A 19732-nucleotide genomic window follows, 5' to 3' on the forward strand; every position below is an offset into this window, starting at 1 on the left:
TGATGGCCGCCGCCGGCACGGCCGCCTCCGCCCTCGCCTCCGTCAACTCCCTGATCGCCCTCCTCCTCGTCCTCAAGGCGGCGACACCGCTGTAGGGCGGAACACCCCCCACAAGCGGGACACCTCCGTAGAACGGTGCACCTGCGTAGGACGGGGCACCACATCCGCACGAGAGACGGCACGCCCCGAAGACGGACGACGCGTACGCGGAAGGCAGTACCCCCGGAAGCGGACGGCAGGCAGCGCCCCGGGGACGTCCTCCGCGTGGGCCCACCCACGAGACGGACGAGGCGTACGCCAGGACCAGTACGCCCCGACCCCCGCCCACCGACTCAAAGAGCCCCTTCCCCGCCCCCCACCTCAACCCCGCCCCCACCCCCCGCACCTGACGCTCCAACACCACTCAGAGCAACCCCCGCACCACCCTGCGCCCCCATCCGCCTCTCTCGCACACAAATACGCCCCTGACGGGAACCCTGGCCCTCTTCGGTCCGTCTGCTCCATTGATCGTTGACGGGCGGGCGCTTACTGTCCTTGACCTGACCTCCTCCCCGTACCCTCCGGCCGCGCCGGCCCGCGACGGTCCGCAACACCCTTGGCGCAACCGTGCCTTGTTGTGATCCGTCGCACAGGGAGCAACTTCTACAAAGCTGTAGATAGTCCCGGTAGGGTGGCGTCCGACACAGGCGCGGAAGGCGCGGCCGGAGGGGGAGATGGCGACGAGGTGCGGACCCCTGACGTGGGACTTCCCGCCTCCAGAAGCGGAGGTGCGATGGGTGTACCAGCCCGTGGAGGTCCACTGCCCGGACGGTCGCTGGAAGCTGGGACGGATCAGTGCCTGGTGGACGGACGACGCCGGTGTCGAGTGGTGCCGACTGCGCACCCTGCCCGCGGACGCGCCACCGCGGTGGGCCCGCTACGACCCCGACATCATCAGACTCCTCCCCAGCACGGGCACCTGACCCCCGCGGTGTCCCGTATGCCACGGCCACCCCAGCCGTAAGCAGCACCCCCGACTCCCCTCCGTCTACGCCGCCCCGCTGCCGCGCCCGCTCCGGCCCCCGTCGGTCCTGCCCCGACCCTCGTCCACGCCGTCGCCGCCGCCCTCCCCGGCACCCGACGGACCCCTCCCCCGTAACTTCCGCAGGACGAGAAGGACCACCGGCGTGCACGACAGGAAAACGGCCCGACGGGCCACCTCAGAGCCCGACGCCCCCCGCCGCAGGACGACCGACGGCACCTCCCGCCGTACGGCCGCCGAAGCCGCGCCGTCCCGCCGCAAGCCGGCCGGCGGCAAAGGAGGCGGCGGCCGCCGCGGGGGCAAGAAGACGCGGGTGACCCGCCGCGGCCGCATCCTCGCCTGGATCGGCGGGATCGTCGCGGTCCTCCTGCTCGCCGCCGGCGGCGTCGGCGTCTGGGCGTACCAGCACCTCGACGGCAACATCCGCGGCGCGAAGATCGGCGACGGCCTGGGCCGCAACCGGCCCGCCAACCTCAGCCCCGGCTCCAAGAACATCCTGGTCGTCGGCTCCGACAGCCGCGCGGGCGACAACGCCAAGTACGGCAAGGGCCTGACGACGATGCAGTCGGACACCCTGATGCTGGTGCACGTCTCCGCCGACCGTAAGTGGGCGACGGCACTGTCCTTCCCGCGTGACTCCTGGGTCCAGATCCCCTCCTGTGACAGCGGTGACGGCAAGAAGTCCCGCCCCCACCACTTCAAGATCAACGAGGCGTTCTCGATCGGCGGCCTGTCCGGCGACATCGGCAAGGCCGCCACCTGCACCATCAAGACCGTCGAGCAGGGCACCGGCCTGCGCATCGACCACTTCGTCTCGGTCGACTTCCAGGGCTTCAAGGGCATGGTCAACGCCCTCGGCGGCATAGAGGTGTGCCCGAAGCAGGCCATCCACGACAAGAAGGCCCATCTCGACATGGAGGCGGGCTGCCAGACCGTCAAGGACGAGAAGGCGCTGGGCTACGTCCGCACCCGTTACAGCGTCGGCGACGGTTCCGACATCGGGCGCATCGCCCGTCAGCAGGAGTTCATGAAGGCGCTCGCCGCCAAGGCACAGTCCAAGCTGACCAGCCCCGGCGACCTCTACGACTTCCTCGACTCCGCCACCAAGTCCATCACCACGGACGAGGACCTCCAGGGCCTCAAGCCCCTCTACGACCTCGCCTCCACCGTCAAGGACATCCCCACCGACCGGCTCACGTTCGTCACCGTCCCCAACTACCCCCGTGAGGCGGACGTCCCCACCGACCACGCCAATGTGATGTGGCAGTACCCGCAGGCCGGCCAGCTCTTCGACGACATCGCCCACGACCGGGAGACCGGCGAGGACGGCAAGAAGAAGTACGCCGAGGACGCCAAGAACCCGGTGACCGCGCGCTCCGTCCACATCCGCGTCCTCAACGGCAAGGGCGACAACGGCTACGCGGGCGTCGTCGCCGAGCAGCTGCGCACCATGGGCTTCACCATCACCTCCACCGACAACGCCCCGCCCGGGAACACCTCCACCGCCGTCCTCTACCCGCCCGCCCTCAAGGCCCAGGCCGAGGCCCTCGCCTCCCGCCTCCGCCTCAAGGCCACCGAGTCCGCGGCCGCCGCCCCGGGCCAGGTCACCCTGATCGCCGGCGCGGACTTCAAGCTGCCGGGGGAGGAAGCGGCGGGGAGCTGACGCCTGCCGTCACACCCCTGACCGGGAAGCACCGCCCCCTCGAACGGCTCCCGACCGGAGACCGGCCCGGAGGGGGCGGCCCTTCCTCCCGCCGGAGGACCGCCTCGGCCCTGCCCCACCGCCCGGCCCCCGCCGGTACGCCCCTCAGCCCGCCTGCACGCGGATGACGGGCGCGTGGGCGATGGGGAAGTTCACCGAGCGGGCGATGAAGCACACGGCGTCCACATCGCCGTGCAGCGCGCGGGCCTTCTCCACCGCCGACGCGTCGGTGACCGTCACCTCGGGCCGCAGGACGACCTCGGTGATCTGCCCTCCCCCGCCGCTCTCGTCCATGGTCATGACGCCGTGGGCATGGTCCTCGTAGTCGACGACGGTGACGCCGTTGACGGAGCAGAGGTGCAGGTACCAGAGCATGTGGCACTGGGCGACGGACGCCACCAGCAGCTCCTCGGGGTTCCACCGCCCGGCATCGCCCCGGAACGCGGGGTCCGAGGAGGCCGCGATCCCGGCCTTGCCGTCCGCCAGGACCTCATGGTCCCGGCTGAACGTCCGGTAGCCGTCCGTGCCCGTTCCGAGATTGCCCGTCCACTCGACGGTGATGTCGTAGGTGTGGGTGGTTGTCATGGGGCCAGAGCTTAGAAGTGTTCGAACACCGGAACGGTCGATCTCGGCCTACCTGGAGGCCGGCTCGACATGCGGTGGCCGACGGCCGCGTGTCTGATGGGCGGGCAAGGCCCCACAGCACCGCGGAAAGGTCACCACCATGGCCGACAAGCCCGCCATCGTCCTCGTCCACGGCTTCTGGGGCGGCGCCGCCCACTGGGCGAAGGTCATCACCGAACTCCACCGCCGCGACTTCGGCGCCCTGCACGCCGTGGAGAACCCACTGACGTCCCTGGCCGACGACGCCGAACGCACCCGCAAGATGGTCCAGCAGGTCCAGGGACCGGTGGTGCTGGTCGGCCATTCCTACGGCGGCGCGGTGATCACCGAGATGGGAGACCTCCCGAACGTCACCGGATTGGTCTACATCGCCGCATTCGCCCCGGACGCGGGGGAAAGCCCCGGCCAGATCAGCCAGGAAGCGCCTCCCGCCGCGTTCGAGAACATCGTCCCGGATTCCGACGGCTACCTGTGGGTCAAACAGGACAAGTTCCGCGAGAGCTTCTGCCAGGACCTGCCGGAGGACGAGGCACTGGTGATGGCCGTGACACAGAAGGCACCACTCGGCTCGACCTTCGCGGACACCATCACCGCACCGGCCTGGCGTGCCAAGCCCGCCTGGTACCAGGTCTCCACCGCCGACCGCATGATCCACCCCTACAACGAGCGCCGCATGGCCGAGCGCATGAACCCGCGCAAGACCATCGAGCTGGACTCCAGCCACGCCTCCCTGGCCTCCCAGCCCGGACCCGTCACCGACCTCATCGAGGAAGCCGCGAACGCGAGTGCCTGAGCCGGGGCCGCTGCCGCTCCCGTCAGGCGGCCGCCGCCGCTTCAAGAAAGAGCCCGAATCCCCCTCCGTGCACCGCCGCATGTCCGCTGCCTGTCAACAGGCTTCAAGGGGCTCGTCATGGGTCATCACACAGGCGATCTCTTTGCCCTCGTTCACGCCGTAGGTGTCGACGAGGAGCTGCTTGAAGCTCCGCCATGACTCGCGCGTCGCACCGAACGCGCCTGCGACCGCGTACGAGAAATTCTCGTCTTCCTTTCCTCTTCGGGTCCTGGGGTCCGTACCCCGACCTTCCTCGGAGATCACGCCCTCATCTTTGTTCAGGTCGTCATGCGTGATGCGCCCCTTGCACTTTTGTTTGGTCAATGGAGCGTCAAAGCATTCGGTGGTGTAGTTCGGATCCAGATCCTCCACCCTGGTGACGGCTCCGTTCCTGCGCTCACCCCTGCCCGGGGGAACCTGCCGGAGGCCAGGAGGATCAGACAGACTCGGGTTCTCCGGATTCTTGTCCCGAGAGTTGCTGTGGGAGTACAGATCCTGCACCAGGTGAAGTGCCCTCCCGAACCCTTCTATCGCATTGCACTTCGGGCGGTTCGTGCCTTTGTCGAAGATGCACGGATCCTTGAAAACTCCGTCGGCACCACTCTTGGGATTGCCCGCATTTTTGACCCCCCAGTCCATCCAGTAGTCGTGATACCGGATGCAGTCCTTATACTTTTGCCGCGCCTCCTCCCTGCTTTGCGGATACTCCTTCCCGTCGTTGTATTCGGGGTCCAGGTAGTCCGCGTTATCGCAGTGCGCAGACGCGTTGAACGTGTCATCAAAGTCAGGTATACCGACCGCCCCGAACCCGTTCGCCTTGTGACCGAACAGCTGAGCGTCCAGCCACCTGAATATCTCCGTCACCTTTGTGATCGTCCCTGACGGAAGCAGAGAATGGTATCCGGCCAGCAGCATTGCGGAGCGAAACTCGAAGCAGTCGTTCTCGGCAAGCCTGGAGTCCGAAGAATTACACTTCAACGCGGCCAAAGTTATTCTTGCGTGCTCGGCACTCTGACCGTCTCCATTGATGCTCCCGAAAGCTTTGGCATCCGGCGGCTCCGCTGAGACCAGCGTGGCAAGCGACAGCGTGAGCACGGTCGCACAGCTACCTATTTTACGAGTGCGAGAGTTCATGGCCGGCCCCTTTCAGGTCAGCTAGGGCATTCGTCTGGCTCGGCGGTTTCCAGCAACTTAACCTCTGCGGCCGATACGTAAACAGGATCTGGACTGCCGTAATCGACAAGGCCATACCAGGTGACCACACCCTCGGATTTCACCTCGCATACAGCGCTGAGGCGATTCTTGGGGGAGGCCCGCGCGACGATGACTGCGTCTTCGTCAGGTTTTTCTCGGATGGTTGCCCCATCCTCTCCTACCACCTCGACCGGCACTGGCATTCCCGCCCCCTTCGAGGCACTGGCCGACTCCTGGATCCCACAACCAGAGAGAAGCACGAGACCGGCGGCGACAGGAAGAATGGAGGTGAATGCTCGCCGGAGATCATTCCCCGTCGGCGTTACGGAAGTCTGCCGCATAGCATTACTTCCCATCTTTCCGTGATGCGCTGACAAACATGGTGAAACACCGTCCTTCAATTTCACATGAAGGTGCGCAGTTCACTCCCCCTCGAACCGCTGATTCTTCTTGAGTGTCGCCCTGACGTCCGAACCCGGCATCTCTGTTGGGCCAAATGGACGCCTGCCGAGGTCAGGGGCTGCGTACGGCGATTTTGCGCTTCTCCTTGCCCCCCTCACGCCGGGAGCGCAACTCCCTTCATTCGTAGGCGAGTTGATGTCAACCTGGCGCATCACCGAGGGCCGGGCCTGGAAGATTGCGAACCGCTAGGCCATGCCGTGCTCCGCCTCAGCCGGCGGCTGGTGAGGCCGACCCCGCACGGATCTCGCCCGAAAATCCTGCTCGCAGACAGGAAAGGGGCACCCGTTCGGGTGCCCCTTTCCTGTCTGCGAGCAGGCCGCAGTGACGATGTTTCGTCACCAGGGCGGCCACCACTCCTTCACTTTGTTCCACGCGTCCTTGAAAAATCCCACGACCTTGTCCCAGAGCTCAGCGAGCTTCTGAATCAAGTCGACGAAGAACGTCTTGACCGATGCCCAGATCTTCCCGAAGAACAGGTTTACCGCGTCGAGCGCCACCAACATGGCGGCGCGCTTGTCCGGGTGCGCCTTGCCCACTGCTTTGATCCGTGTCGCAGTATCTCGGGCACTCTTCGCAAATTCTTCGATGTCGGACTCGGTTCTCTCGTCGATCAGTCGATTGAATTCCTCCTCGGTCATGTGGTTCTTGTAGCGCTGCTTTGCCAGCGGTTCGACGTAGTCCTTGGACTCGTTCAGGTCGTCTTGCGTCTTCCCCTTGTACGAGTCGAAGACAACCTTGGCCTCTTGCGGAATGTCGCTTTCATTCGGCGTGAGGTCTTTCAGGTTGTCGGGGAGATCGAACGGAACCACGTCCTCGCTGTGCTTTCCGCTTTTCACTTGATCGACGTAATGCTCCGTCATCTTGTCAAGCAGATCTTCGAAATCTGCTTGGGTCACGTCCCGGGTGGCAGTCTGAGTCATTTCAGCACCTTCCTTCTCTCGCGAGAATTCGTGCACACCCCCATTCACTGGAGGTGATTTCCCTGGAATTTTCCGCAGGGAAAAGCACCGTAGACCAACCGTACAACCGGACGCGATGCCCTGCATCAGGAGAAAGAGAGCGCTGCTCAAGCGGCCGATCCGGCCTTCCTGGCCTGGCATCTTCCCGGCAACGTGACGAGAAGGCATGGGGACGTTCCAGAAGGCGGTTCGACGCGCACCGGAAGAACTATGAGTTTCGTCAACCTGTGATAGCAGGCACGGGAGACCGCGTCAGGCCGCGCAATACGTCCTGCCGTCGGTGCCGCTCCCGTCAGGAAACGGCCACTGCCTCGGACGCCGCTTCCCTCCGGCGCAGGGACCGCAGGGCCAGGGCCGAGGCCACGCAGATGCCGCCGGAGGTGACGCTGAGGACGGCCAGCGTCCGCCCGTCCCAGAGGAATTGCGCGGCCAGGTTGAAGCACAGGGCGGACACGAGCAGCACCCAGAACAGGGTCTTCACGGGGCGCCTCCCTCGGGACGGTGGGGTCGGATGCGTCGGTACGACCCTACGTGAGCCCGCTGGGCCGGAGGCGGGCGAGGCGGGGCCGGACGGAGGGTGCGAGGTCGGACGCCATGACGCCGACGGTCTCAAGGATGCGGCTACGCCCAACGGCCCGAGCGGAAAAGCGAAAAGGGCCGTGAGTACGGACAAGGGGAGTGGCCGGAGCGGCCTTGTCGGGGGCCGCTCCGGCCGGCCCGCCCCGGGGGCAGGGAAGGGGTGGGGCGGGTTGAAGGCCGTCCCCGTGTGCGGCACTCCTGCGGGGGCGTAGGGAGTGCCCGGCGGGGACGGCCGGCCCGGCCCGTGCGGTGCTGAGTGCCGCAGGGGCCGGGGGTTCGAGGGGTGGTGGTCAGGAGCGGAGGGTGCCGGTGGCCAGGAGGAGGGCCACGGTCATCACGCCGCCCCAGGAGAGGAAGACGAAGGCGGCGCCCCAGAAGAGGCCGTCGTACGAGAAGCGGCGGCGTCGGCGCGAGACGCGGCGGCGGCGTTCGGTCATCCCCATGTTCTCGATCCGGTGGCGGTGCGGTAATCGGTCTTCTTTTTCTCGGCCTTCACCTTGTCGGAGAGGTCTTCGGTGCTGCCTTTTTGTTTGCCGGTTTTCTCTTCTGCCATTGCGGGCCTCACGTAGGGTGTGCCGACATTCCCCGTTTCCCCCGTTCCGTGGCCGTGCGGCCGTTATTTGCGCAGTGCCTCCGCCAGGCGGCGGGCCGTGTCGACGTTGCACCGCCCCAGGTCCACGAGCGCGGTCGTGCGGAAAGCGCAGACCGCGATGTCGGTACCGAGGGACGGCAGCGTGACGCCCGCGTCCTTGAGTGCGTCGGCGAGTTCGTCGCGCGCTTCCTCGGCGTCCTCGGCCACCTGTTTCCAATCACCCGCGTCCGGCTCTACCAACATGGGTCACCTCCGTCATCAGGCGGGACCGCCCGGCCGGCCAGAGCACGGAACCCGGCCGGGCGGTAACCCTCCCGACGTGGACCGGGAGGGTCCCCACGGCCGTCTTCCTGGGGAAGGCCACGGGGTTTTCCTGAGCCGACGATGTCGGCCTTTCGAGTGACATGCATTGACGGTTCCGAGGGGGCTGGAATGCGTCCCTCCGCACCGCCGACACCCACCGGGACCTGCCCATTCGGAGCAACGATCTTTCCCGGCACGGCCACTCCTCTCGGTAGCGCTTCGACTACCGAGGTGCTTCAGCGTGGCCTAGAGTCGCGCCGTCCTCAACTTGCGGCAATTGAACGGAGAGTTGGTGTCGGCCATGAACCGGAAAGATCTGGACCCCGAGAAATCCCCGACCGCTGCCTTCGGCGCCCGCCTTCGCCTTCTGCGGGACGAACGCGGCTGGACCCAAGATGAGTTGGGGGAGCGCATGGGGTGCTCCGGGACGCATATTTCTGCCGTCGAAACTGGTCGACGACCTCCAACTCTCCGTTTCGCGAAAAGTGGCGACAGGGTGTTCGGAACCGGGGACAAGCTCGAACGCCAGAGCCGAGCCGTGAAGCAGACGGCCCTGCTTGAAGGGTTTCCGGAGTACGTCGATCTTGAGGCACGGGCCGCAGAGATCCGGCTATACGAGGTCGGCGTCATCCCTGGGTTGCTCCAGACGCCGGAGTATGCGGCTGCGCTGGAAGAAGACGCGGTACGCAGAGAAGCCATCACGCCCGAACAGGCCAATGAGCGAGTGGGATTGGTGTCTACTCGGCAGTCGTCGCTCCACCGGTCGCCGTCCCCCCTGGTATCCGTAGTGCTGGATGAGGGTTGCGTGCTTCGGCCTATGGGCGACGCATCGATGATGGACGCCCAGTTCGTGCGTCTGCTGGAGTTCGCGGAGCGGCCGAACACCGTTCTGCAGATCGCCCCGTTCCGCATGGGAGCACGTCGGCCGTTCAGCCTGCCCGTAACTTTGCTGACTCTGCCCGACCGGTCGCTCGTTTCGTATGCGGAGTCCTCCCACCGAGGGCACCTGGAACGCGAAAGCGCTTTCGTGCTCCCCATACTGGCGGCCTACCATCAGCTACAGGCCGAAGCGCTGTCCCAAGCGGCGTCCGTGGCCATGATTAACCAGTTACGAAAGGGCACCACGTGACGACCATCTCCCCCAGCTGGTTCAAGTCCTCGTACAGCGGCAACGGCGGCCAGTGCATCGAGGTCGCCGCCAACCTCGTCGCCCCCCGCGGCGTGGTTCCGGTCCGTGACTCCAAGAACCCGTCCGGTCCGGTCCTGGACTTCTCCGCCGACGCGTTCGCCTCCTTCGTGACGAGCGTCAAGACCGGCGAACTGTCCGCGTAACACCGCCCGTTCCCTCCGACTTCCTGGCGGAGGGAACGGCACCACGGCCCCGTCGTCCCCCGAGGCGGCGGGGCGTCTTCGTATCCCGACAGAGCCGTACGGCCGGAACGCGTCCGACCCTCTGGCGCTCCCGGGCGACGCCCCTACCCTGTCGTCAGCGGCACAGCAGCTCCACGTCCGAAGCCCGAACAACGACGCCCCGGAGGACTCTGTGACTCGTACGTCTCATACCTGGTTGAAGTCCAGCTACAGCGAAAATGGCGGCGCATGCGTCGAGTGGGCGCCCACCGCCGCCGCGACCGGCACCGTCCCCGTCCGCGACTCCAAGAACCCGTCCGGTCCCGTGCTCGCCCTCGCCCCGGCCACCTGGTCCGCGTTCGTCCGCGCCGTCAAGGCGGACGTGCTGCGCTGACCGGCTATCCCGTTTTCCGTTCCCTCACGGCCGCGCGAGCGGTTCCGTACGGGTCCGTAGCGTGGCTGATTTCAGCCTTCCGCTTTCGTTGAACGTGAAAGCACAGTCTCCTCGGGGGTAACACCCACCCCATCGGACACGGACACCCGAGGTGAGACCCATGAGGACCCGACGCGGAAAGCTGGCGACCCTCGTCACGTCGGCGGCAGCCGCGGCCCTGCTCACGCTGGGCGCGGCCCCGCAGGCCACCGCCGCCGACCTCCACGTCACCTTCTACACGGGCACCGCCCAGACCGGCACCGCCCAGTCCGCCGACCTCGACAAGGTCGGCGAATGCCAGCAACTCCCCACCCCGGCCCTCTCCTACGAGGCCGTGTCGAACAAGAACGTCGACGTCTTCTTCAACCCGGACTGCCGCACCGGCGCCCCCGGCAAGGACGGCGACCTCTACTTCAAGACCGGCACCCTGAACGCGGGGAACTTCCCGTACCCGGCGGTGAGTTTCCGGGTCCGCGCGGACGCGAACTGAGTCCCCTCGCCACCGGTCGCGGATGAGGTGAGCCTGCCGCGGCCGGTGCGATCACGGCGTCCGGGCCGTCGCCCGCCCCGCGGCGGGCCGCGCGCCCGACGGGCCCCCGCCGCGTCCCGCTCCCCCGTGATGCGAAGATCGCGCCGTGGACTACCCGAACGACCAGGCACCGGGCGCGCCCGTCCGCTCCGGGATTCCCGAGCACGGGCGCGTACCGAAGTACTACGCGGTGAAGACGCGGGTGGCGGCGCTGCTCGACGAGTTGGGCGAGGGCGGGGTGCTGCCGGCGGAGCGGGAGCTGGCGGTGCGGTTCGCGGTGTCGCGGGAGACCGTGCGGCAGGCGCTGCGGGAGTTGCTGCTGGAGGGGCGGCTGCGGCGGTCGGGGCGGGGGACGGTCGTGGCGGGGCCGAAGCTGGAGCAGCCGCTGTCGCTCGCCAGCTACACCGAGGGCGTACGCCGCCAGGGCCGCCGGCCCGGCCGCACCCTGATCGGCCTGGACCGTTTCCCGTGCCCGCCCGCGCTCGCCGACGAGCTGGGGCTGACGGCCGGGGTGCCGGTGTGGCACATGGAGCGGGTGCTGCTCGCGGACGAGGAACGGGTGGGGCTGGAGAGTACGTATGTCGCGGTGGAGCGGGTGCCACGGCTGGACGAGGAGTTCGCGCCGGACTCGTCGTTCTACGGCTACCTCCACGACCGGCTCGGCATCGGCTTCGGCAGCGCCGACGAACGCCTGGAAACCGTGCTCGCCACCCCGCGCGAGGCGCTGCTGATCGGCACGCCGCCCGCGCTGCCGATGCTGCTGATCCACCGGGTGTCGCGCGATACGCGAGGGGTGCCGCTGGAGCGGGTGCGGTCGCTGTACCGGGGGGACCGGTTCTCGTTCACGACGCGGCTGGAAGGGCCGGGGTAAGAGCGCCCCAACTCCCTTACCTCGTAATCCCGTTAGCACACCCACCGACAACCGGACCCGTATCACAAAACGATAACGGGTCTAGTCCAAGTTTGAGGGCCTGTTCACCGTCGCGTCGTCTCCCCGACCGTTGGGGGTCACCCGTCGCCGGGACCGTCGTGGCCATGCGAGTCATAGTCGTCGGAGCCGGCGTGCTGGGGTCCATGCACGCCTGGCAGGCAATCGAGCGCGGCCACGAGGTCGTCCACATCGAGCGGGAGGCCGACGCCCGGGGCGCCTCCGTGCGCAACTTCGGACTGGTCTGGGTCAGCGGCCGGGCGGGCGGTGAGGAGCTGGCCACCGCGCTGCGCGCCCGGGAGCTGTGGGAGGAGATCGGGCGGCGCGTGCCCGACCTCGGCTTCCGCGCCAACGGCTCGTTGACCGTCGTCACCAATGACGCGGAACTCACCGTCGCCGAGGCCGCGGTGGCCCGCCCCGACGCCCGCGAGCGCGGCTTCCGGCTGCTGACCGCCGACGAGGCACGCACCGTCAACCCGGCGCTGCGCGGCGACTTCCTCGGCGCCCTGTGGTGCGAGCGGGACGCCGCCGTCGAGCCGCGCACCGCGCAGCGGGCCCTGCGGGCCGCCCTCCTCGCGTCCGGCCGCTACACCTTCCTCCCCGGGCGCGAGGTCCGCGACGTCGTCGGCCCGGGGGCAGTGCGCGACGACCACGGCGAGACGCACACCGGGGACGCCGTCGTGCTGTGCACGGGCGCCTGGCTGGGCGGCCTCGTCCGCGAACTCGCCCCCGAACTCCCCGTACGGCGCGTCCGGTTGCAGATGATGCAGACCGCGCCGCTCGGCGAGACCCTGACCACCTCGATCGCCGACGCGGACAGCTTCCGCTACTACCCGGCCTTCGGCGGCGACGCGCTCGACGCCCTGGCCGCGTCGCAGCGGCAGACGCCGACCGCGGCCGCGCACAAGATGCAGCTGCTGATGGTCCAGCGCGCCGACGGCTCCCTGACCATCGGCGACACCCACGAGTACGAGACCCCCTTCGGCTTCGATGTCGTCGAGGACCCCTACGCGCACCTGACCAGCGTCGTCGAGGGCATCCTCGGGCGCCCGCTGCCGCCGGTCCGCCGCCGTTGGGCCGGGGTGTACGCGCAGTGCACCGACAGCGGGCGCGTCGTCCACCGGCAGCAGGTGCGCGACGGCGTGTGGCTGGTCACCGGGCCCGGCGGGCGCGGTATGACCTGCTCGCCGGCGATCGCCGAGACCACCGCGAACGAAATGAACTGGTGACCCCCGTGAACGCTCTCCTGCCGCAGCAGCCCGTCCGGCTCGTCGTTCTCGACATGGCCGGGACGACCGTCGCCGACGACGGCCTGGTCGAGCGGGCCTTCGACGCCGCCGCCCGCGCCCTGGGCGTGGAGCCCGGCACGCCCGACCACGCCGAGAAGCTCGCCTACGTCCGCGCCACCATGGGCGAGTCCAAGATCTCCGTCTTCCGGCACCTGTTCGGCGACGAGGAGCGGGCGCGGCGCGCCAACGCCGCGTTCGAGACGGCGTACGGGGAGCTGGTCGACGGCGGGCTGATCGCCCCCGTGCCCGGCGCCCGCGAGACGGTCGAGGAACTGCGCGCCCAGGGCCGTACGGTCGTGCTGACCACCGGGTTCGCCCGCGTCACCCAGGACGCGATCCTCGGCGCGCTCGGCTGGCGGGACCTCGCCGACCTCACCCTGTGCCCCGCCGACGCGGGCGGGCGCGGGCGGCCCTACCCGGACATGGTGCTCACCGCGTTCCTGCGCACCGGCGCCGCCGACGATGTCGCGCAAACCGCCGTCGTCGGCGACACCTCGTACGACATGCTCTCCGGCCGGCGCGCGGGCGCGTCCGTCGTCGCCGGGGTGCTCACCGGGGCGCACGACGAGGAAGCGCTGCGCGCCTCGGGCGCCACGCACGTCCTGGCGTCGGTCGCCGGGCTGCCCGCGCTGCTCGCGGAGCGGGAGGGCGGGTCGTGACGACGCCGGGCAGCGGCATCCGGTTCGAGGAGGTGTCCGTCGCCTACGGCGGGCACACCGTCCTCGACACGTTCGACCTGACCGTCGAACCCGGCGAGGTCATGGCCCTCCTCGGCCCCTCCGGCTCCGGCAAGACGACCGCGCTGCGGACCGTCGCCGGGTTCGTGCGGCCCGCCTCCGGACGGGTGTTCCTCGGCGGCCGGGACGTCACCGATCTGCCGCCGCACCGGCGCGGCATCGGCATGGTCGTCCAGTCCTACGCCCTCTTCCCGCACCTGCGGGTGGACGCCAATGTCGCCTTCGGCCTCAAGGCGCGCAAGGTGCCGCGCGCCGAGATACCCGGCCGCGTCACCGAGGCGCTGGAGATGACCGGCATGGCCGGCTACGCCAAGCGCTACCCCCGCGAACTCTCCGGCGGCCAGCAGCAGCGCGTCGCCATCGCGCGGGCGCTCGCCATCCGGCCCGGGGTGCTGCTGCTCGACGAGCCGCTGTCCGCGCTCGACGCCCGGCTGCGCTCCGGGATGCTCGCCGAACTCGCCCGGCTGCACCGCGAGTTGCCGGACGTGTCGATGCTCTACGTCACCCACGACCAGATCGAGGCGCTCACCCTCGCCGACCGCATAGCCGTCATGGACCGCGCGCGGCTCCAGGACTGCGGCACCCCGCAGGACCTCTACCGGCGGCCCCGCTCGGAGTTCACCGCGTCCTTCGTCGGCAACGCCAACCTGCTGCCGGTCACGGTCACCGGGGACGGCGTCGACCTCGGCGGGACGCCCCTGACGGTGCCCACGGGCGAGGTGGTGCCCGGCGCGGGCGCCACGCTGTGCGTCCGGCCCCACCTCGTCGGCCTCGGCCCCGGGCCCAACGCCCTCACCGGCACCCTCACCGAGGTCCAGTGGCGCGGCTCCACCCACCGCCTCTACGTCGACGTGCACGGGCACCGGCTCACCGCCGACGTCCGCGAACTGCGCGAGACGCCCGCCCTCGGCGACCGCGTCACCCTCCACTTCGCGCCGGACGACGCGGTGCTGCTGCCCGCGACGGCGGCGCCCGGGGAACCGGCCCTCGCGAAGGGCGGTGCGGTATGACCGCCGACGCGCTCACGGTGCCCCGGAGCGCCACGCGACGGCGCGCACGGCGCGCGCTGCCGGTGTGGCTCGCGGCCGTACCGCCCGTCGCCGTGCTGGGGCTGGTGTTCCTGTACCCGCTGGCGCTGCTCGTGTGGCAGTCGGTGTCACCGGAGGACGGCGGGCACTCCGTCGCCGCCTACGGGGACGTCTTCGGGCAGGAGGCGTTCCGCAGGGCGCTGTGGAACACCGTCTACATCGCGGTGGGCGCGACGGCCGGGGCGCTGCTGCTGGGGTTCGCGCTGGCGCTGGTCATCGCGTTCGTGCCGTTCCCCGGGGGGAAGGCGCTCAGCCGGTTCATCGATGTGTTCCTCGCCTTCCCCTCATTCCTGATCACGCTGGCGCTGCTGTTCGTCTACGGGACGGTCGGCATGGCCAACGGGTTGTGGACGGAGGTGACCGGCGCCGCCACCGGGCCGTTCGACTTCCTGCACACGCCCTACGGGGTACTGCTCGCGGAGATCACCTACTTCACGCCGTTCGTGATGCGGCCGCTGCTCGCCGCGTTCTCGCAGGTGGAGACCGCGCAGGTGGAGGCGGCCGCGTCGCTGGGCGCCCGGCCCGCGCGGATCGTGCGGCAGGTGATCTGGCCCGAGGCGCTGCCGTCGCTGGCGGCGGGCGGCAGCCTCGTCCTGGTGATGTGCCTCAACGAGTTCGGCATCGTGCTGTTCACCGGGGCGAAGGGCGTCACCACCCTGCCGACGCTCGTCTACAGCAAGGCCATCCTCGACGGCGACTACACCGGCGCGTGCGTCGTCGCCGTCGTCAACATCGCCCTGTCCGTCGCGCTCTACGGCCTCTACCGCGTCGTGGTCGCGCGGACCGGGCCGCGAGGAGGTGCCCGCCGTGCTCGTGCATAGCCGCCGTGCCCGCTGGGTGATCTGGGTCCTGTTCTTCGCCGTGTTCCTGCCGGTGTTCGCGCTGCCGTTCCTGGTGATCGTCGCCGCGTCGTTCGCCAGTGGCTGGAGCGGGGTGCTCCCGTCCGGCGCGACGCTGAAGAACTACCAGGACATCGCGCAGGGCGACGCGCTGAGCGCCCTCACCACCAGCGTGCTCACCGCGCTCGCCGCCAGCGTGGGCGCGCTGGCCGCCGGCACCTGGGCCGCGCTCGCCGCCGAACGGCTGCGGCGGCGGGGGCGCCGCGTCGTCGACGCGCTGTTCCTGCTGCCGGTCGCCGTGCCGTCGGTGGCCGTGGGCCTCGCGCTGCTGGTGGCGTTCTCGCAGCCGCCGCTGCTGCTCAACGGCACCCCGCAGATCGTGATCATCGCGCACGGGGTGCTGGTCACCGCCTTCGCCTACCAGTCCGTCGGCGCCGCCCTCACCCGCCTCGACCCGGCGTACGAGCAGAGCGCGGCGAGCCTGGGGGCGAGCCCGCTGTATGTGCTGTGGCGGGTGAAACTGCCGCTGCTGCTGCCGTCGCTGACCGCCGCCGCCGGACTGTGCTTCGCCCTGTCCATGGGCGAGTTGAGCGCCACGATGATGCTCTACCCGCCCAACTGGCTCCCGCTGCCCGTCAAGATCTTCGGCGCGACGGACCGGGGGGCGCTGTTCCCCGGTGCCGCGCTCGCCGTCGCGCTGATGGTGACGACGCTGCTCGTGCTCCTCGGCGTCTCCCGCATCCGCACCAAAGCCGCCTACCGCTGAACCCGGTTTCCCGGACCTTCCCTGGAGAGTCGACACGTCATGCGCAGCCTCCGTCCCACACCGCTCGCCGCCGGCTGCGGCACCCTCCTCCTCGCCGTCGCCCTCTCCGCCTGCGGTGGCGCGTCCGGCGCCGACCCCGCCGCCAAGGAGATCACCGTCTACAGCGCCGACGGACTGAAGTCCGACAAGGGCGACGGGTTCTACGACAAGGTCTTCGCCGACTTCCGCGAGCAGACCGGCATCAAGGTCAACTATGTGGAGGGCGGCTCGGGCGAGATGGTCCAGCGGCTGGCCCGCGAACGGTCCCACACCCAGGCCGATGTCGTCGTCACGCTGCCCCCGTTCATCCAGCAGGCCGACACCAAGGGCCTCCTGGACACCTACCGCCCCAAGGACTCCGACAAGGTGCCCGCCGGCGACAAGGACGCGGGCGGCAAGTGGACCTCCGTGGTCAACAACTACTTCTGCTTCATCTACAACACCCAGCACCTCCCGAAGCCGCCCAGGACCTGGGAGGACCTGCTCGACGCCAAGTTCAAGGGCAAGCTCCAGTACTCCACCCCGGGCGTCGCGGGCGACGGCACCGCCGTCCTCGTCAAGGCCCTGCACGACTTCGGGGGCAAGGAACCCGCCATGGCGTTCCTGAAGCAGCTCCAGACCAACAACGTCGGCCCGTCTTCCTCCACCGGCCAGCTCGCGCCCAAGACCGACAAGGGCGAACTGCTCGTCGCCAACGGCGACGTCCAGATGAACTACGCCAACCTCAGCAGCATGCCCCACCAGGGCATCTTCTTCCCCGCCGCCAACGGGTCCGGCAAGCCGTCCACCTTCGCGCTGCCGTACGCGGCCGGGCTGGTCAAGAACGCCCCGCACAGCGCTCACGCCAAGAAGTTCCTCGACTTCCTGCTGAGCGAGGCCGTCCAGAAGAAGGCGTCCGCCGTCGGCGGTGGCTTCCCCGCCCGCGCCGACGTCCACCCCACCGACCTCAACGCCAAGTCCCTCACCACCCTCATGAAGGGCGTCGAGATCTTCCGGCCGGACTGGGCGGACATCGGCAAGAACCTCGGCTCGTACATCGAGGCGTGGAAGACGGCCACGGGGAGCTGAGGGCGGGATTTGGGCCGCATTCACCGGCGAGGGCCCGGCACCCCCGGAATCCGGGAAGTGCCGGGCCCTCGCCGCGCGGCTACTTCTTGTGGACCGAACGCACCGCCCACGGCGTCTTCGCCGAACCGTGACGTGGCGTCAGGTCGAAGTACTTACCCTTGCGGCTCATCTTGCTGTAGAACCGCACCTTGTATTTACTCTGATTCGACACGGACCAGATCGCGCGGCCGGTGTCGCCACCGTAGTTCGGATGCCCCATCTTCCACCCCAGGCCGTGCCCGCCGTAATGCGGCTTCGGCCAGACGCACACCCATCCGCTCGGGCACTTCGTCTTGACCGCGATCGGTTGGCCCTGGTCAGCGACGGGTGCGGGGCCGGAGACCGCGGTGGCGGAACCGGCCGACAGGCCGAGGAGGGCGGTCGCGATCACGGCGACCACCGGCTTGCTGAAACGTGGAGACACTTCTTCCCCTTTCCCCCGAATGCATTTCCGAGGCGGGCGGCGGCCGAATGTCGCACGCGACCCTCTCCACCCGCGGAATGCGTTCCACCCTGGTGGTTCTCCGCAGCATCAACAAGAGCGGTTCCTGCCAGGCCGGATGCTCTTGCCGTCATACCGGGAGGAATTCTTCCCGCGTGCCGTTCCCACTGGCCAGGACGGCGATTCGGCATTTCCTCACGGCGGCTCCGGACCGCGCTCGTCTACCCGGTCCCCGATTCCCGAAACACGGGCCGTTCGTCGCGCCGCAACGGCATTCCGGATCACCGTTCGAGGGCGTGCGGGGCGTGCCGGACCAGATGTGACCCCTGGCCGAAAAGACGCCCTTGTGCGCTGTGCGTCCCGTGCGTCCGGCCACGTGACAGGGGCACGTCCGGCCCGGCGCCCGGTCCGCGGACCGGGACCCCGCCCCGCCCGCCCAAGATCATCATGCGCAGAATGAGCCGTATGCCGACTACGAACAAGCCGAAAACGGCCGTGCTCGACGACGCCGCGGCGGTCAGCCGCTCGCTGGCGCGGGCCTTCGACGACGACCCGATGATGCGCTGGTTCTTCCCCCACGACGCCTCGCGCCAGGAGTCGCTGGGCCGCTACTTCACCACGCTTTTCACCCGGCAGTACGTCCACAACGCCGTGTGCGAACGCACCGCTTCCGCGGCCGCGTTCTGGGTCCCGGCCGAGGCGCAGGCCAAGGCCGTCCCCGACGAGGACACCATCCAGGAACTGCTGGGCATACTCGGCGACCGCGCCGGCCTCTTCCAGGACGCCGTCCGGACCGCCGCCGCCCACCAGCCCCAGGAGCCGCACTGGTCCCTGGCCGTCATCGGCGCCGACCCCGCCGCCCAGGGCCAGGGCCAGGGTGGCGCCCTCCTCCGCTCCGGCCTCGCCCAGGCCGATGCCGCCGGTCTCCCCCTCTACCTGGAGTCCTCCAAGGAATCCAATCTCCCCGTCTACGGCCACTTCGGCTTCACCGTCCGCCAGGAGATCCACCTGCCGGGCGGCGGACCGACGCTGTGGTCGATGTGGCGTGAGCCGCGGGGGTGAGACGGGGAGAGGGCCGTTACCCGCGCCGCACGCTCCGGCGCGCCCGGCCGGGCCGCCCTCGCACGAGGTGCGTACGGCTCTCGCGGGGCCGGCCTTCGGGGTTCGCGGGGGACGGCCCACCGGGCAGCGCCGCGCGGTGGAGTGCGGGAGGGGCCGCTCCGCCCACTCCACCGCGCGAACTCTTCGACCTACGCCTTCTGCGCGAGGAGTTGGACCTCCCGGAACTGCCGCTTGTCGGTGGGCTTCGGTTCGATCACCAGGCGGGCCGACTCCGCCAATCCGTGCGCGCGCAGGAGTGCGGCGAAGTGGTCGGGGGACCAGCGGTAGGCCGTCGCCACCGTGTGGTCGTAGGACTGCGTCTCGTGGTGCGGGCCGTCGGTGGCGGGGAATTCGATCAGCAGGTGCCCGCCGGGGGCCAGGACCCGGGCGATCTCGGCCAGGATGGCGGGCAGTTCCCGCGGCGGGGTGTGGATGACGGACCACCGTGAGAGGACGGCGCCGAGCGCGCCGTCCTCGATGTCCAGCGCGGTCATCGAGCCGACCTCGAACCGCAGCCCGGGGTGAGCCTCGCGCGCCAGCTCGATCATCACGGGCGAGGCGTCGACGCCGAAGGCGTCCAGGCCCAGCCCGTGGAGGTGGGCGGTGAGCGGGCCCGGTCCGCAGCCGAGGTCCGCGACCCGGCCGCCGCCGTTCGACCGCACCAACTCCGCGAAGGCGCTCAGGAGAGCGCGCTCCAAAGGACGGTCGCCCAAGGGGTCGTGGAACATCTGCGCATAGGTGGGGGCGATGGCGTCGTAGGCCACACGGGTGGCGTGCACGGTGTCGGGTTCGGTCATCCGGAGACCGTAGCGGGAA

The 19732-nt window shown here is 69.3% G+C and carries 23 protein-coding genes; 15 read left to right on the forward strand and 8 right to left on the reverse strand.

Annotated elements, in window-relative coordinates; all coding sequences use genetic code 11:
- The first annotated feature begins 776 nt into the window (after positions 1–776).
- Positions 777–962: a hypothetical protein gene (locus AC51EU_RS05980; protein WP_496265595.1), complete on the forward strand. Its 186-nt coding sequence runs from the start codon at positions 777–779 to the stop codon at positions 960–962.
- A 372-nt stretch (positions 963–1334) separates the two neighbouring features.
- Positions 1335–2684, forward strand: a complete 1350-nt coding sequence (locus AC51EU_RS05985; protein ID WP_496265626.1) for an LCP family protein — start codon at positions 1335–1337, stop codon at positions 2682–2684.
- 144 nt (positions 2685–2828) lie between these two features.
- On the opposite strand, the gene AC51EU_RS05990 is transcribed toward AC51EU_RS05985, so the two are convergent.
- Positions 2829–3308 (reverse strand): OsmC family protein, encoded by a 480-nt coding sequence (locus AC51EU_RS05990; RefSeq protein WP_496265596.1) that lies wholly within the window; start codon positions 3306–3308, stop codon positions 2829–2831.
- A 139-nt stretch (positions 3309–3447) separates the two neighbouring features.
- On the opposite strand from AC51EU_RS05990, the gene AC51EU_RS05995 reads away from it, so the two are divergent.
- Entirely contained in the window at positions 3448–4140 is a 693-nt protein-coding gene (locus AC51EU_RS05995) for an alpha/beta hydrolase (protein ID WP_496265597.1), read from the forward strand.
- A 93-nt stretch (positions 4141–4233) separates the two neighbouring features.
- Here AC51EU_RS05995 and AC51EU_RS06000 read toward each other — a convergent pair whose 3' ends face one another.
- From AC51EU_RS06000 to AC51EU_RS06020, 5 genes are all read right to left on the reverse strand, one after another.
- Entirely contained in the window at positions 4234–5274 is a 1041-nt protein-coding gene (locus AC51EU_RS06000; RefSeq protein WP_496265598.1) for a hypothetical protein, read from the reverse strand.
- A gap of 896 nt (positions 5275–6170) precedes the next feature.
- Positions 6171–6755, reverse strand: a complete 585-nt coding sequence (locus AC51EU_RS06005) for a hypothetical protein (RefSeq protein ID WP_496265599.1) — start codon at positions 6753–6755, stop codon at positions 6171–6173.
- Positions 6756–7086: 331 nt separating this feature from the next.
- Positions 7087–7275 carry a hypothetical protein gene (locus tag AC51EU_RS06010; protein WP_496265600.1) on the reverse strand — a complete coding sequence of 63 codons (189 nt, stop codon included), beginning with the start codon at positions 7273–7275 and terminating at the stop codon, positions 7087–7089.
- A gap of 388 nt (positions 7276–7663) precedes the next feature.
- The gene (locus tag AC51EU_RS06015) at positions 7664–7810 is read right to left on the reverse strand and encodes a hypothetical protein (protein WP_496265601.1); all 147 of its coding nucleotides are present in this window, start codon (positions 7808–7810) and stop codon (positions 7664–7666) included.
- A gap of 179 nt (positions 7811–7989) precedes the next feature.
- The gene (locus AC51EU_RS06020; protein ID WP_496265602.1) at positions 7990–8208 is read right to left on the reverse strand and encodes a hypothetical protein; all 219 of its coding nucleotides are present in this window, start codon (positions 8206–8208) and stop codon (positions 7990–7992) included.
- A gap of 361 nt (positions 8209–8569) precedes the next feature.
- Here AC51EU_RS06020 and AC51EU_RS06025 point away from each other — a divergent pair, with 361 nt between their 5' ends.
- The 11 genes from AC51EU_RS06025 to AC51EU_RS06075 all read left to right on the forward strand — a co-directional run bounded on the left by AC51EU_RS06025 (position 8570) and on the right by AC51EU_RS06075 (position 17334).
- Entirely contained in the window at positions 8570–9397 is an 828-nt protein-coding gene (locus AC51EU_RS06025; protein WP_496265627.1) for a helix-turn-helix domain-containing protein, read from the forward strand.
- Positions 9394–9600, forward strand: a complete 207-nt coding sequence (locus tag AC51EU_RS06030; protein WP_496265603.1) for a DUF397 domain-containing protein — start codon at positions 9394–9396, stop codon at positions 9598–9600. The genes AC51EU_RS06025 and AC51EU_RS06030 overlap by 4 nt, the downstream gene beginning before the upstream one ends.
- Before the next feature lie 235 nt (positions 9601–9835).
- Positions 9836–10012 carry a DUF397 domain-containing protein gene (locus tag AC51EU_RS06035; RefSeq protein WP_496265604.1) on the forward strand — a complete coding sequence of 59 codons (177 nt, stop codon included), beginning with the start codon at positions 9836–9838 and terminating at the stop codon, positions 10010–10012.
- Positions 10013–10172: 160 nt separating this feature from the next.
- On the forward strand, positions 10173–10541 hold the full coding sequence (locus tag AC51EU_RS06040) for a hypothetical protein (protein WP_496265605.1): 369 nt from the start codon (positions 10173–10175) through the stop codon (positions 10539–10541).
- A 145-nt stretch (positions 10542–10686) separates the two neighbouring features.
- A complete protein-coding gene (locus tag AC51EU_RS06045) occupies positions 10687–11451 on the forward strand; it encodes a GntR family transcriptional regulator (RefSeq protein ID WP_496265606.1) in 765 nt (254 codons plus the stop codon).
- Between the two features lie 164 nt (positions 11452–11615).
- Positions 11616–12737: a TIGR03364 family FAD-dependent oxidoreductase gene (locus AC51EU_RS06050; RefSeq protein ID WP_496265607.1), complete on the forward strand. Its 1122-nt coding sequence runs from the start codon at positions 11616–11618 to the stop codon at positions 12735–12737.
- 53 nt (positions 12738–12790) lie between these two features.
- Positions 12791–13456, forward strand: coding sequence for an HAD family hydrolase (locus AC51EU_RS06055; protein ID WP_496265628.1), 666 nt, complete (start codon positions 12791–12793; stop codon positions 13454–13456).
- Positions 13453–14544: an ABC transporter ATP-binding protein gene (locus AC51EU_RS06060; RefSeq protein ID WP_496265608.1), complete on the forward strand. Its 1092-nt coding sequence runs from the start codon at positions 13453–13455 to the stop codon at positions 14542–14544. Before AC51EU_RS06055 ends, AC51EU_RS06060 begins: the two co-directional genes overlap by 4 nt.
- Positions 14541–15443, forward strand: coding sequence for a 2-aminoethylphosphonate ABC transporter permease subunit (locus AC51EU_RS06065; RefSeq protein WP_496265609.1), 903 nt, complete (start codon positions 14541–14543; stop codon positions 15441–15443). The genes AC51EU_RS06060 and AC51EU_RS06065 overlap by 4 nt, the downstream gene beginning before the upstream one ends.
- Positions 15430–16227 carry an ABC transporter permease gene (locus AC51EU_RS06070; RefSeq protein WP_496265610.1) on the forward strand — a complete coding sequence of 266 codons (798 nt, stop codon included), beginning with the start codon at positions 15430–15432 and terminating at the stop codon, positions 16225–16227. The genes AC51EU_RS06065 and AC51EU_RS06070 overlap by 14 nt, the downstream gene beginning before the upstream one ends.
- Positions 16228–16266: 39 nt before the next feature.
- Positions 16267–17334 (forward strand): 2-aminoethylphosphonate ABC transporter substrate-binding protein, encoded by a 1068-nt coding sequence (locus AC51EU_RS06075; RefSeq protein ID WP_496265611.1) that lies wholly within the window; start codon positions 16267–16269, stop codon positions 17332–17334.
- A 79-nt stretch (positions 17335–17413) separates the two neighbouring features.
- Here AC51EU_RS06075 and AC51EU_RS06080 read toward each other — a convergent pair whose 3' ends face one another.
- The gene (locus AC51EU_RS06080; protein ID WP_496265612.1) at positions 17414–17797 is read right to left on the reverse strand and encodes a peptidase inhibitor family I36 protein; all 384 of its coding nucleotides are present in this window, start codon (positions 17795–17797) and stop codon (positions 17414–17416) included.
- Positions 17798–18280: 483 nt separating this feature from the next.
- On the opposite strand from AC51EU_RS06080, the gene AC51EU_RS06085 reads away from it, so the two are divergent.
- Positions 18281–18877 carry a GNAT family N-acetyltransferase gene (locus AC51EU_RS06085; protein ID WP_496265613.1) on the forward strand — a complete coding sequence of 199 codons (597 nt, stop codon included), beginning with the start codon at positions 18281–18283 and terminating at the stop codon, positions 18875–18877.
- A 188-nt stretch (positions 18878–19065) separates the two neighbouring features.
- On the opposite strand, the gene AC51EU_RS06090 is transcribed toward AC51EU_RS06085, so the two are convergent.
- Positions 19066–19713, reverse strand: coding sequence for a class I SAM-dependent DNA methyltransferase (locus tag AC51EU_RS06090; RefSeq protein ID WP_496265614.1), 648 nt, complete (start codon positions 19711–19713; stop codon positions 19066–19068).
- Between the last annotated feature and the right edge of the window lie 19 nt (positions 19714–19732).

The organism is Candidatus Streptomyces philanthi, assembly GCF_059553635.1.

What these genes read in the sequence shown, in the direction of transcription:
- AC51EU_RS05990 (WP_496265596.1), bottom strand. Translation starts at nt 3,308, where the DNA reads ATGACAACCACCCACACCTACGACATCACCGTCGAGTGGACGGGCAAT.
- AC51EU_RS05995 (WP_496265597.1), top strand. Translation starts at nt 3,448, where the DNA reads ATGGCCGACAAGCCCGCCATCGTCCTCGTCCACGGCTTCTGGGGCGGC.
- AC51EU_RS06005 (WP_496265599.1), bottom strand. Translation starts at nt 6,755, where the DNA reads ATGACTCAGACTGCCACCCGGGACGTGACCCAAGCAGATTTCGAAGAT.
- AC51EU_RS06015 (WP_496265601.1), bottom strand. Translation starts at nt 7,810, where the DNA reads ATGACCGAACGCCGCCGCCGCGTCTCGCGCCGACGCCGCCGCTTCTCG.
- AC51EU_RS06020 (WP_496265602.1), bottom strand. Translation starts at nt 8,208, where the DNA reads ATGTTGGTAGAGCCGGACGCGGGTGATTGGAAACAGGTGGCCGAGGAC.
- AC51EU_RS06025 (WP_496265627.1), top strand. Translation starts at nt 8,570, where the DNA reads ATGAACCGGAAAGATCTGGACCCCGAGAAATCCCCGACCGCTGCCTTC.
- AC51EU_RS06040 (WP_496265605.1), top strand. Translation starts at nt 10,173, where the DNA reads ATGAGGACCCGACGCGGAAAGCTGGCGACCCTCGTCACGTCGGCGGCA.
- AC51EU_RS06050 (WP_496265607.1), top strand. Translation starts at nt 11,616, where the DNA reads ATGCGAGTCATAGTCGTCGGAGCCGGCGTGCTGGGGTCCATGCACGCC.
- AC51EU_RS06055 (WP_496265628.1), top strand. Translation starts at nt 12,791, where the DNA reads ATGGCCGGGACGACCGTCGCCGACGACGGCCTGGTCGAGCGGGCCTTC.
- AC51EU_RS06065 (WP_496265609.1), top strand. Translation starts at nt 14,541, where the DNA reads ATGACCGCCGACGCGCTCACGGTGCCCCGGAGCGCCACGCGACGGCGC.
- AC51EU_RS06075 (WP_496265611.1), top strand. Translation starts at nt 16,267, where the DNA reads ATGCGCAGCCTCCGTCCCACACCGCTCGCCGCCGGCTGCGGCACCCTC.
- AC51EU_RS06085 (WP_496265613.1), top strand. Translation starts at nt 18,281, where the DNA reads ATGCCGACTACGAACAAGCCGAAAACGGCCGTGCTCGACGACGCCGCG.
- AC51EU_RS06090 (WP_496265614.1), bottom strand. Translation starts at nt 19,713, where the DNA reads ATGACCGAACCCGACACCGTGCACGCCACCCGTGTGGCCTACGACGCC.